This is a genomic window from Streptomyces sp. NPDC088794 (genome assembly GCF_044750545.1).
GTDB lineage: Bacteria > Actinomycetota > Actinomycetes > Streptomycetales > Streptomycetaceae > Streptomyces.
In genome coordinates this window covers 1-12492 of sequence record NZ_JBIVKB010000004.1, presented here as the reverse complement: position 1 = coordinate 12492, position 12492 = coordinate 1, and the positions used below count along the sequence as shown (strand labels likewise).

The window sequence follows — 12492 nt, the reverse complement described above, 5'->3', positions numbered from 1 at the left end:
ACGCGCCACAAACTAATTTTAAAGTAGTACGCGCCACCAACCATATGCCTCTCGCACCAGGAGCCCCTCATGCACGCAGCCGTCGTCCACTCCTTCGCCACCCCGCCCCGCTACGACACCGTCGACACCCCCCGCCCCGAGGGCGAGCACCAGGTCCTCGTCGACGTCCTGGCCGCAGGACTGCACCCCCGCGTCCGCTCCACCGCCGACGGCACCCACTACACCTCCGACGGCGCCCTCCCCCTGATCCCGGGCATCGACGCGGTCGGCCGCACCCCCGACGGCGGGCTCCTCTACTTCGTCGCCCCCGACGGCGCCCCCGGCACGATGGCCGAGCAGGCCGTCGTGGACCGGCGCCGAGCCGTCGCGCTGCCGCCGGGCACCGACCCGATCGCCGTGGCCGCCGCGATGAACCCCGCGATGTCGTCCTGGGTCGCCCTGCGCCGCCGCGTCACGCTGCCGTCCGACGCCCGCGTCCTGGTGCTGGGCGCGACCGGCAGCGCGGGCCGGCTCGCGGTCCAGATCGCCAAGCATCTGGGCGCCGCGCACGTCGTCGCCGCCGGCCGCGACCCCGAACGCCTCGCCCTGCTGCCGGACTTGGGCGCCGACGAGACCGTCTCCCTGGCGGCCGCCCCCGACCAGGTCGCCGCCGACCTCGCCCGCACCGCCGCCGACGCGGACGTCGTCATCGACTACGTCTGGGGCCCGGTCGCCGAACAGGCGATGCCCGCCCTCCTCACCGCCCGCCCCGACCGCGCCAAGACCCTCGCGTGGATTCAGATCGGCTCCATGGTGGGCACCGAACTCACCCTGCCCTCCGCCTACTTGCGCGCGGCCGACCTGCGGATCATGGGCAGCGGCCAGGGTTCGGTCAGCACCGCCGGCATCCTCGCCGAACTCCCTTCCCTGGCCGAGCGGATCACGTCCGGCGCCTTCGCCGTGGACCCGCTCACCGTCCCGCTCTCCGAGGTCGAGAAGGCGTGGGGCGCCCCCACCGCCCCCGGCCAACGGATCGTGCTGACACCCGGTGCCTGACTCACGACACCGACCCCCACTCCCCTGTGTCCCGGCTGTGCGCAGGGTCAAGTCACCCCCATTCACCCTCCATCGCCCAGCCATTGATCAGTAAGCCCACAGGCTCCTTCAGTAATGCGGAAGTCAGGATTCCGAAACCTGTCTTGTTTGTCGCGTACTCAACAAGCAATGGTCTACGCGGGTCGCCGCCCCTGCCGGGAACCCCTGGCAGTCCCCCCACCGCAGGCCTCTGCCCACCCCTCCCAGGAGGCTTTACGTTGCGTACGTCAACGCCCAACTCCCCCCACATACGCGCCAGATGGACCCGCATCGGCTCGGCCGCCGCGGCCACCACCGCGCTCGTCCTGGCCGGCCTCGGCACCGCGGTGCACGCGAGCGCCGCACCTCCCGCCGCGCACAAGGTCAGTGCCAAGGAGATCGCCGCGGCGGTCGCCAAGGCCCACGTCACGTACACCTCGGCCTGTGACGCCACCCCCGCCAAGGGCTACGCGTCCTGCAACGCCCTGCGCGTCACCTCCGGCACCACCGCCTTCCAGGAGGCGCAGGCCGCGAAGAAGGGCGTAACGCCCAAGTCGGTCTCCCCCAAGGCCGCTTCGGCCACGCCGACCGGCTACGGCCCGAGCGACCTCCAGTCGGCCTACGGCCTGACCTCCGCGTCCGCCTCCGACGGCGCGGGCGAGACGGTCGCCATCGTCGACGCGTACGACGACCCGAACGCCGCGGCGGACCTGGCCACCTACCGCTCGTACTACGGCCTCTCGGCCTGCACGACGGCCAACGGCTGCTTCAAGAAGGTCAGTCAGACGGGCTCCACCACCTCGCTGCCCACCGCGGACAGCGGCTGGGCCGGTGAGATCTCGCTCGACCTCGACATGGTCTCCGCGATCGCCCCGAAGGCGAACATCCTGCTGGTCGAGGCGAAGTCGTCGAGCATGGCCAACCTGGGCACGGCGGTGAACGAGGCGGTCAAGCTGGGCGCCAAGTTCGTCTCCAACTCCTACGGCGGCTCGGAGTCCTCCTCCGACACCTCCTACGACTCCTCGTACTTCAACCACGCGGGCGTCGCCATCACCGTCTCCGCGGGCGACGAGGCCTACGGTGCCGAGTACCCGGCCGCGTCCAAGTACGTCACCTCGGTCGGCGGCACCAAGCTGTCGACGTCGTCCAACAGCCGCGGCTGGACCGAGTCCGTCTGGAAGACCAGCTCCACCGAGGGCACCGGCTCCGGCTGCTCCGCCTACGACGCCAAGCCCAGCTGGCAGACCGACACGGGCTGCACCAAGCGCATGATCTCCGACGTCTCGGCGGTCGCCGACCCGGCCACCGGAGTCTCCGTCTACGACTCCTACGGCGCCGACGGCACCGGCTGGAACACCTACGGCGGCACCAGCGCCTCGTCCCCGATCATCGCGTCGGTGTACGCCCTCGCGGGCACTCCGGGCAGCAGCGACTACCCGGCCCAGTACCCGTACAACGCGGCCGGCACCTCGGCCCTGAACGACGTCACCAGCGGCAACAACGGCACCTGCTCGACGAGTTACTTCTGCACCGCGAAGTCGGGCTACGACGGCCCGACCGGCTGGGGCACCCCTCAGGGCCTGGACGCCTTCACCGGCTGAGCGGCTCTCGCAGGACGACAGCACCTCCCCGTCGGGTCACGGGGAGCCGCCTGAAGGGGAGTACGTGGGGACTCCTCGGCGGCATCGGAAGGGAAACGGGTCACGGCAGCCGGCCGCGGCCCGTTCTCCCTTGCCCCGACCACCCGTTCTCCCTTGATCCACCTGTGAGTTGGGTCAAGTGCGCGTCACCCGCGATCCATTCGCCGGCACCGGTTCGGTAAGGCGGAGGTCAGGATTCCAGATCGCCCTTGTTGTCGCGTACTCAACAAGCGCATCGTCGTCGCAGGCCGCCGCCCGCCGCCGGACCCCACACCGACGGCTTCGCACCCGCACCGCCCCTGTTCCACCCCACCAAGGAACATCAGGAGGCTGCACGATGCGTTCCACTCCCCCCGACAGACCGTCCGCGCGCAGCGGTTGGCGCCGGCTCGGCACCGCCGCAGCGGCCACGGCCGCACTGCTCCTCGCCGGATTCGGCACCGCCGCCCAGGCCGACGCGGCCCCCTCGGCCACCGCCGCGAAAGCGACCTGGACCGCGACCCCCTGTGCCACGCCCCAGCACAAGGGCGAACTCGCCTGCGACTCCTACCGGGTCACCGGCGGCCTCACCGCCCACCAAAAAGAACAGGCCAAAATAACGGGCATCACGCCCAAGGCGGCCGACGCCGCCACCCCGTCCGGCTACGGCCCCACCGACCTCCAGTCGGCCTACGGCCTGACCTCCGCGGCCGCCTCCAACGGCGCCGGCGAGACCATCGCCATCGTGGACGCCTACAACGACCCCAACGCCGAGGCGGACCTGGCCACTTACCGCTCGTACTACGGCCTCTCGGCCTGCACGACCGCCAACGGCTGCTTCAAGAAGGTCAGTCAGACCGGCTCCACCACCTCCCTGCCCGCGTCGGACACCGGTTGGGCCGAGGAGATCTCCCTCGACCTCGACATGGCCTCGGCGGTCTGCCCGAACTGCAACATCCTGCAGGTCGAGGCGACCTCCGCCACCATGGCCAACCTCGGCACCGCGGTGAACCGCGCGGTCACCCTGGGCGCGAAGTACGTCTCCAACAGCTACGGCGGCTCCGAGTCCTCCTCGGACACCTCCTACGACTCCTCGTACTTCAACCACGCGGGCGTCGCCATCACCGTCTCGGCCGGCGACAGCGGCTACGGCGCCGAGTACCCGGCGGCCTCCAAGTACGTGACCTCGGTGGGCGGCACGGCCCTGGCCAAGGCCACCTCCACCACCCGCGGCTGGAGCGAGACGGTCTGGAAGACCAGCAGCTCCGAGGGCACCGGCTCCGGCTGCTCCGCCTACGACACCAAGCCGACCTGGCAGACCGACACCGGCTGCACCAGGCGCACGATCTCGGACGTCTCCGCGGTCGCCGACCCGGCCACCGGAGTCTCCGTCTACGACTCCTACGGCATCACGGCCGGCTGGTACACCTTCGGCGGCACCAGCGCCTCGTCCCCGATCATCGCGGGCGTCTACGCCCTGGCCGGCACCCCGTCCACGTCCTCCTACCCGGCCTCCTTCCCCTACGCGAAAGCCGGCACCTCGGCCCTGAACGACGTGACCTCCGGCAACAACGGCACCTGCACCACCACCTACCTGTGCACCGCCCAGTCGGGATACGACGGCCCGACCGGCCTGGGCACACCGGAGGGCGTATCGGCCTTCACCGGCTGACCGACTGACCCTCCGTCACCGAACGGGCCACGGCGACCAGCCGTGGCCCGTTCGCCATGCCGGGATACCCTTCACCCGGAGAACATCGGCGCGACCGCTCACCCGACCGACCGTCAGAAACGGCCCTGGTCATAGAAGGGGTCAACGACGGAACCTCACGACAGGTTTCGCTCAGGCCTCATTGCCCGGCGTGACCTGCCGTGATACACAGAGTGACGGTACGAGCTATTCGTACGAAACCCGCCAACCAATGCCGTCAAGTCGACATACGACGGCACCATTGTCGGCGAGAATGAGCCTGACCTCTGCGCCATGGCAGGGGCCGCGGAACCGGAACTACCGAACAGGGGCGGTGACTTACATGCTCTTTGCGGCCGACAAGGGAGACATCAACACCATCATCGGCGGGATCGCTCCGGACTGGGGCCCCTTCGGCAGCCTGGGCAACGAGGCCAAGGTGATGATCGAGGTGGTGATGGCGGTCGCCATCCTGCTCTGCCTCGCCCTTGCCATCTGGGGCGCCGCCAAGCAGCGCATCGGCGCGACCGCCCTCCGGGACACCTTCAGCGCGGAACAGGGCAAGGGCCTCATCATCGCCGGTCTCACGGGCGTCTTCATCATCGGCTCCCTGGGCACACTCTTCACCATCGTGTACGGCATGGCCGTCTAGCAGGCGTCCCTCCCCCTGAGGTTGCTTCTCCCTGATGTCGAGTCATCACTCCGCGTCCGCGCGGACTCCAGCACGGCTACCGTCGTATGTCTACGAGGTGGAGAGGGCGTACGCGGCATGAGTCTCGGAGACGACCACGAGCCCTCCGGGGGTTACGGCGGCACCGGTCAGACCCGCACACGACTCCCGGAGGGCACCAGCGACGTCTACGGCGGCGCCCGCAGAGGCGGCCGCTCGTCGTCCCGCAGCCTGGTCACGGTGGTCGGCGTGGTGGTCCTCCTGATCGCAGCGATCGCATTCGCGAACAGGGGGGGCGACGACACCCCTTCCTCGACCGGAGCAGGCGACAAGCCGGAGACGTCGACGACGGCAGCGAGCGGGGAGAAGGCCGTACAGGGGAAGGCGGCCGGCATCCCGACGGGCTACACCCACGACGGAACGGGTGCGCAGAGCGCGGCGGCGAACTACTCGGTGGCGCTGGGCTCGGCCGAGATGTTCAACAAGGCCAAGCGGGACGCCATCCTGCAGACGATCATCACGCCCTCCCGGGTCTCGGACTTCGAGTCGCGGCTCGACCAGGCCTACACACCGGCTTTCAACAAGAACGTGGGCCTGAACGAGAACGGCTCCACCCCGTCCGGCTACACCTTCGTGTCACGTACAAGCCCGATCGGCACCAAGGTCACGACGTCCTCCGAGAACAACGCGACCGTCGAGGTCTGGTGCAGCGGCCTCCTCGGCCTCGCTGGTGAAGGGTCCACGAACCCGGTCACAAACAGCTGGTTCACCATCTCGATGCAGCTCGAATGGACCGGCGGCGACTGGAAGATCGTGACGCACTCTCAGAAGGAAGGCCCGGCGCCCGTACCCGGCGACGACAGGGCCTCCAGTGCCGACGAGATGGCGAAGGCCGTCGAGGAGTACGGAGGGTTCACGTATGCCCGCTAACCGGCGCTTTCTCAGGCTGACCGCCATCTTCACCGTCGTCCAGACCTCCGCGGTCCTTCTCGCCACGCGTGCTTTCGCCGCACCTACGCCAACGCCCACGACGAGCAATGATCCTTGCGACCTGATCCACGGCCCCGCCAAGGACTACTGCGAACGCGGCAGCAACGACAAGGGCACCGGCGGCTCCACCTCCCTCGACCCCACCGGCACCCTCGACCCGCTCTCCTCCCTGGCAAAGGGCTGCGCCGACGCCGCCTCCTGGACCATCGACAAGCTCAGTGCCGCCGTGAAGGACACCGCGAACGTCGACTTCACGAACGCCAAGTTCCTCCAGCAGTACGCCGTCGTGTTCGCCGCGTCGACGATCCTGACCCTCCTGCTGTGGCTGCTGGCCGTGGCCAAGCGAGCCGTGCGCGGAGTGCCGCTCACCACCGCCATCTCGGAGGCGATCGGCTTCCTCTGGCTGACAGTTCTCGCGTCGGCCTTCACACCGCTCATCCTCTACACCATCGTCTCCGCGACCGACGGCGTCACCGACGTCCTCGCCAAGACCACCGGCAACCAGACCGACACGTTCTTCGGCACCTTCTCCGGCGCCCTCAGCAAGGGCGAGGACATCGGCGGCGGCCCGATCATGCTGATCGTCGTCTCCCTGGTCAGCATCCTCGCCGCGGGAGTGCTCTGGCTGGAGCTCGTCATCAGGGCCGCCCTGCTCTACGTGGGCGCCCTGCTCGGCACCGTCGTCTACGCGGGCCTGGTCGACAAGAACCTCTGGGGCCACGTCCGCCGTTGGGCCGGCATCATGATCGCGGTCATCCTCGTCAAACCGGTCATCGTGATCGTGCTCGGCCTGGCCGGCGCCCTGTCCTCCGACAACGGCCCCGACTCCTTCTCCGCAGTCGTCTCCGGCCTCGCGATCATCCTGCTCGCCATCTTCGCCAGCGCGATGATCTACCGCTTCGTCCCCGGCTTCGGCGACGAGATCGCCAACGGCCGCAACAACCGCATCATGCAGGGCGCCGAGGGCAAGGCCGCCGCGGTCATCAGCTCCCCGGCGACCATGGTCGCGCAGGGCATCAAGACGCACAGCGCCCGCGCGAACGACGGCGGAGGCGGCGCCCAGTCCTCCGGCGGCGGCTCCCGCCCGGCCAACCCGGTCAGCGGCGGCGTGGCCGCACACAGCACCCGGACCCCGAACGGTGGTGGCGGCGGATCTGTCCCCTCCGCCGCACCCGCACCCCGTTCGGCCAGCCCGGTGAACACCCCGCACGCAGGCAACAGCAGCTCCAACCGCACGGGAGGTGAAGGGCGTTGACGACCGAGTCCCACCTGTCCCATCCGGTCACGCCCCGCCGTACATATCTCATCGGCCGCGCCCGGCCGAACGCGATCGTCGGCCGCAACCGCGAGTCCGGCGAGATCGCGCTCATCATCGCGGGCGCGTTCCTCGGCATGATGTGCGGGCTCCTGGTCCCCGTCCTCTCGATGCGCATCGTGCTGCTGATGGGCTTCCCACTGGTCGCGCTCGCCGCGGTCTACGTCCCGTACAAGCACCGCACGTTCTACAAGTGGTTCGAGATCAACCGCAGTTACAAGCGCAGCCTGAAGCGGGGCACCACCTACCGGTCCTCCGTCATGGAGGCCGGCACGCAGTACGACGGCCGCGAGGTCGAGATCGGCCCGCCCCCGGGCATCGGCCGCATCAACTGGCTGGCCGCCCCCTTCGGCCCCGACGAGATCGCCGTACTGCTGCACGCGGACCGCCGCACCGTCACCGCCGCGATCGAGATCGAGGGCCCCGGCGTCGGCCTGCGCGACAGCGAGGACCAGGAAGCCCTCGTCGACCGCTTCGGCACCCTGCTCAAGCACGTGGCCAACGGCGACGGCTTCGTCACCCGCATCCAGATGCTCGCCCGCACCCTCCCCGCCGACCCGGACGCCCACGCCAAGGACGTCGCGATGCGCGGCGACGAGAAGGCACTGCCCTGGCTGGCCCAGTCCTACGACCAGCTCCAGTCGATGGTGTCCACCAGCAGCGAGCAGCACCGCGCGTACCTGGTCGCCTGCATGCACTTCAACCGCGAACTCTCCGCCGAGGCCCACGCGATGGCCCGCGCGGCGAGGCCCCAGAACGGGCGCAAGGTGGACCGGGACGCCGGCCTCGCCGTCGTCATGGCCCGCGAGCTGACCGACATCTGCTCGCGTCTGCAGGAGGCCGACATCCGCGTACGACAGCCCCTCGGCCAGGGCCGTCTCGCCTCCCTGATCCACTCCATGTACGACCCCGACCACCCCATCGACCACATCCAGGCGATGACCAAGCGCAACGCCTGGCCGGCCGAGCTGGACGCCATGGAGCCGACCTACCTCCAGGCCAAGACCCGCGAGTCCTCCACCCGCGCCCCCTGGTGCCACGCCACCGCCTGGGTGAAGGAGTGGCCGATGACCCCGGTGGGCGTCAACTTCCTTGCCCCGCTGCTGGTTCACACCCCGGACGTCATCCGCACGGTCGCCGTCACGATGGACCTCGAACCCACCGAGGTCGCCATCGAGCGCATGCTGACCGAGAAGACGAACGACGACGCCGAGGCCTCCCGCGCGGCCAAGATGAACCGCACCGTCGACCCCCGTGACGTGGCCGCCCACAACCGCATCGACCAGCGCGGCGAGGACCTGGCCAGCGGCGCGGCCGGCGTCAACCTGGTCGGCTACATCACCGTCTCCTCCCGCAACCCCGAGGCCCTCGCGCGCGACAAGCGCACGATAAGGGCCTCCGCCGGCAAGTCGTACCTGAAGCTGGAGTGGTGCGATCGCGAGCACCACCGCGCCTTTGTGAACACCCTCCCGTTCGCCACCGGCATTCGAAGGTAGGGGCCATAAGCATGCGGGATCCGCTGTCCGTCCTCACCGACTCCTTCACGTCGTTCCTCTTCGGCAAGATCGAGACGACCCGCCTGCCGGTGCGCACCTCGACCGGCCAGGCCCAGGCGGTCTACCTCCCGACCGCCGCGCCGGGCCTGGGCGACTCGGGCGTGATCATCGGCCGCGAGGTCTACTCCGGCAAGGGCTACATCTACGACCCCTTCCAGCTCTACGGCCAGCAACTCCCCGCGCCCCACTGGCTGGTGCTCGGCGAGTCCGGCAACGGCAAGTCGGCGCTGGAGAAGACGTACGTGCTGCGCCAACTGCGCTTCCGCGACCGCCAGGTCGTCGTCCTGGACGCCCAGGGCGAGGACGGCGTCGGTGAATGGAACCTGATCGCGGAGGAGTTGGGGATAACCCCCATCCGTCTGGACCCGACCGCCGCCCTGGACATGGGGATCCGCCTCAATCCCCTCGACCCGGCGATCACCACCACGGGCCAACTCGCGCTGCTCCGCACGATCATCGAGGTGGCGATGGGCCACGGCCTCGACGAGCGCTCCGGCTTCGCGCTCAAGGTCGCGCACGCCTACGTCAACGAGACGGTCGTCGAGCGCCAGCCCGTCCTCATGGACATCGTCGAGCAACTCCGCCACCCGGAACCGGAGTCGGCGGAGGCGATGAACGTCGCCATAGACGACGTACGCGCCTGGGGCCTGGACGTGGCGCTCGTCATCGACCGCCTGGTCGACGGTGACCTCAGGGGTATGTTCGACGGCCCGACGACCGTCGGCATCGACCTGGACGCGCCCCTCATCGTCTTCGACCTGTCCCACATCGACCGCAACTCCATCGCCATGCCCATCCTGATGGCGATCGTCGGCGTGTGGCTGGAGCACACCTGGATCCGCCCCGACCGGAAGAAGCGCATCTTCCTGGTTGAGGAGGCCTGGCACATCATCAACAGCCCCTTCGTGGCCCAACTCTTCCAGCGCCTGCTGAAGTTCGGCCGCCGCCTGGGTCTGTCCTTCGTGGCGGTCGTGCACCACCTGTCCGACGTCGTCGACGGAGCGGCGGCCAAGGAGGCGGCGGCGATCCTCAAGATGGCCTCCACCAGAACCATCTACGCCCAGAAGGCCGACGAGGCACGGGCCACGGGCCGGGTCATCGGCCTGCCGCGCTGGGCCGTGGAGATCATCCCGACCCTCACCCCCGGCATCGCCGTGTGGGACGTCAACGGCAACGTCCAGGTGGTCAAGCACCTGATCACGGAGACGGAACGCCCCCTGGTCTTCACCGACCGCGCGATGACGGAGTCGTCCTCCGACCAGCTCGCCGCCGACGACGCCCTGCGCGCCGCCGAGCTGGAGGCGGAGGAGCGGGCCGCTGCCTTCGTGGAACAACACCTCGCCGACTACGACGACTCGTCCGAGTCGACGGTGGCCTAGCGGGAGGCGAACGTGGTCAGACCGGACGACCGCCGACGGGACGGCCAGGGTGGCATCCCCGACGGCCTGCTGATCGGCATACTCGCCTTCCTCCTCGGCATGACCCTGCTGGTCTGGTCGGCCACGGGCCTCGCGGGCCTGTTCGCCCACGGCGCGTGGCCGACGGCGGTCACCTTCACGAACACGCCGGTCGCGATGCGGCACCTCATGGGACAACCGCACGACCTCGCCGCGGCCTGGCCCACCACCCCGCCGGCCCAGTTGTCGGGCTACGGACTGTTCTGGGGCCTGTTCATCGGCCAGTTGATGGTCCTGTTCGTCCTGACGGTATTCGTGATGGGCACAGTGGCCCGCTGGCGGGCGGTCCGGGCGAGACGTCGTACGGCCGAACCGACACCGGCGACAACGACGCCGGAACCACGGGAGCCGTACCGGGAGGCATACGAAGTACCCACGCCCCGCGCGGAATCGGCCCCGGTGGAAGCCGCCCCCGTGGAGGCCGCCACCGCGCAGCCGACCGCCCCGCTGCCCCTGGCCAAGTTCCCGGCGGAAGCACCCGTGCAGGAGCCCCTCGCGCCGCCACAGCCCCTGTTCGACAGCAGTCGGACGTCCGGCGTCTCCACAGTCCTCCTGGCCCCCAGAGAGGACCGCAGAGCCACCGCGGCCCAGGCGGTACGGGACGCGGAGGGCCCCGTCCTCGTCATCACCTCGAACCCCGCCGTCTGGTCGGACACCAAGGACGCCCGCGCCAAACTGGGCCCGGCCCACCTCTACGACCCCGCCCACCTCTGCGACACCCCGGCCCGCCTGCACTGGTCCCCCACCATGGGCTGCGAGGACAAGCCGACGGCAGCGGCACGGGCCGTCGCCCTGCTCGCCCCGATCCGCCCGACGGCCAAGCTGGACCAGGCCCTGACGGCCACCGCCGAAACGCTCCTGCGCAGCTATCTGCACGCCGCCGCGGTCGACGGACGCACCATCCGGCACGTCCACCGCTGGGCCCAGGGCACCCAGGTACAGGACGCGGTCCGCATCCTCCGTACCAGTCCCAAGGCGGCCTCCGGCTCCGCCGGCGAACTCGAGGCCGCGCTCACCGCGCATCCCGAACGCCGTGACATGGCACAGGAGTTGACCGGCCGCGCGCTCTCCTCGCTCTTCACGGTCAACATCCGCGAGGCCTGCACTCCCAACCGAAGCGATGCGCTCGCCCTGGATTCCTTCATCGACGAAGGGGGCACGCTCTATGTCGTGGGGGAGTCCATCGAGGACCCCAGGACGAACCCGGGCGCGATGCCCCTCCTGACGGCTCTCGTCTCCAGCGTGGTCGAGCGTGGCCGGCACATGGCCGAACGGTCATCCTCCGGTCGCCTCGACCCACCACTGACGCTCGTCCTGGACGACGTCGCCGCCGTGGCTCCGCTTCCCCAGCTCCCGGAGCTGCTGTCCACCGGAGCGGAGCGGGGCCTGCCGACCCTGGCCCTGCTCCGCTCCCGGGAACAGGGCCGCGCCCGCTGGCCGCACGACGAACTACCCGTCTGACCGCTCCAGTACGAACTCCAGCTCCAGGTCCTCGGGACTCTTCTCCAGCGGCACGGTCCGCCCGGTCGGCAGGAACCCGGCCCGGCGGTAGAAGGCCTGGGCCCGCCCGTTGTCCGCGTGCACGATGAGCCGCACCCGCTCGGCGCCGCGCGCCCACGCCCACTCGACACCGGCGTCGAAGAGCACCTCGGTGAGACCGATCCCACGGTGGTCGGCCCGCACGAACACGCCCACCACGTGCCCCTGCAACTGCTCGATCGGAAAGCCGGCCCAGTCCTTCTCCCCGGCCTCCTCGACCAGCACGGTCAGCGTCCCGACCCACTCCCCGTCAGGATCCTCGGCAACGAACTGCTGCGCCGCCAGCTGACCTTCGGCACTCCTGGCGGCACGCTCCTGCCAGAACGAGTCCGGACGCGCCACGGACTCCTCGTAGGTCTCCAGGAAGGCGAGATGCGCCACCGGATCCTTCAGCGCGAGGAGCCGCAACGCCTTCATCGCCGGCCACTCGTCGGCACGTATGGAACGGACCTTGTAGTTCATGCGGACAACGGTAGCCGAAATGCAGAAAACCCCCGTACCGAATAACCGGTACGGGGGTTTTCTCAAGAATTGTTCGGCGGTGTCCTACTCTCCCACAGGGTCCCCCCTGCAGTACCATCGGCGCTGTAAGGCTTAGCTTCC

10 protein-coding genes are annotated in these 12492 nt (G+C 69.7%); 9 read left to right on the top strand and 1 reads right to left on the bottom strand.

All coding sequences use genetic code 11. The annotated features are described in order from the left end of the window. Positions 1-69: 69 nt before the first annotated feature. The 9 genes from ACIP6U_RS12470 (at position 70) to ACIP6U_RS12430 (ending at position 11811) form a co-directional block, all read left to right on the top strand. Complete coding sequence (locus tag ACIP6U_RS12470) at positions 70-1035, top strand: zinc-binding alcohol dehydrogenase family protein (protein WP_401715590.1); 966 nt, start codon at positions 70-72, stop codon at positions 1033-1035. A 257-nt stretch (positions 1036-1292) separates the two neighbouring features. After that, positions 1293-2654, top strand: a complete 1362-nt coding sequence (locus ACIP6U_RS12465) for a peptidase S8 (protein ID WP_401715588.1) — start codon at positions 1293-1295, stop codon at positions 2652-2654. A 376-nt stretch (positions 2655-3030) separates the two neighbouring features. Continuing rightward, entirely contained in the window at positions 3031-4344 is a 1314-nt protein-coding gene (locus ACIP6U_RS12460) for a peptidase S8 (protein WP_401715586.1), read from the top strand. A gap of 361 nt (positions 4345-4705) precedes the next feature. Continuing rightward, a complete protein-coding gene (locus ACIP6U_RS12455) occupies positions 4706-5014 on the top strand; it encodes a hypothetical protein (protein WP_280879441.1) in 309 nt (102 codons plus the stop codon). A 117-nt stretch (positions 5015-5131) separates the two neighbouring features. Beyond that, on the top strand, positions 5132-5962 hold the full coding sequence (locus ACIP6U_RS12450; protein ID WP_401715583.1) for a hypothetical protein: 831 nt from the start codon (positions 5132-5134) through the stop codon (positions 5960-5962). Further along, entirely contained in the window at positions 5952-7277 is a 1326-nt protein-coding gene (locus ACIP6U_RS12445; RefSeq protein WP_401715582.1) for a hypothetical protein, read from the top strand. Before ACIP6U_RS12450 ends, ACIP6U_RS12445 begins: the two co-directional genes overlap by 11 nt. Continuing rightward, the gene (locus tag ACIP6U_RS12440) at positions 7274-8833 is read left to right on the top strand and encodes an SCO6880 family protein (RefSeq protein WP_401715580.1); all 1560 of its coding nucleotides are present in this window, start codon (positions 7274-7276) and stop codon (positions 8831-8833) included. The genes ACIP6U_RS12445 and ACIP6U_RS12440 overlap by 4 nt, the downstream gene beginning before the upstream one ends. 11 nt (positions 8834-8844) lie before the next feature. Beyond that, positions 8845-10272 (top strand): ATP-binding protein, encoded by a 1428-nt coding sequence (locus ACIP6U_RS12435; protein WP_401715578.1) that lies wholly within the window; start codon positions 8845-8847, stop codon positions 10270-10272. A 12-nt stretch (positions 10273-10284) separates the two neighbouring features. Further along, complete coding sequence (locus tag ACIP6U_RS12430) at positions 10285-11811, top strand: TraM recognition domain-containing protein (protein WP_401715576.1); 1527 nt, start codon at positions 10285-10287, stop codon at positions 11809-11811. Here ACIP6U_RS12430 and ACIP6U_RS12425 read toward each other — a convergent pair. Further along, positions 11800-12351 carry a GNAT family N-acetyltransferase gene (locus ACIP6U_RS12425; RefSeq protein WP_401715574.1) on the bottom strand — a complete coding sequence of 184 codons (552 nt, stop codon included), beginning with the start codon at positions 12349-12351 and terminating at the stop codon, positions 11800-11802. The genes ACIP6U_RS12430 and ACIP6U_RS12425 overlap by 12 nt on opposite strands. Between the last annotated feature and the right edge of the window lie 141 nt (positions 12352-12492).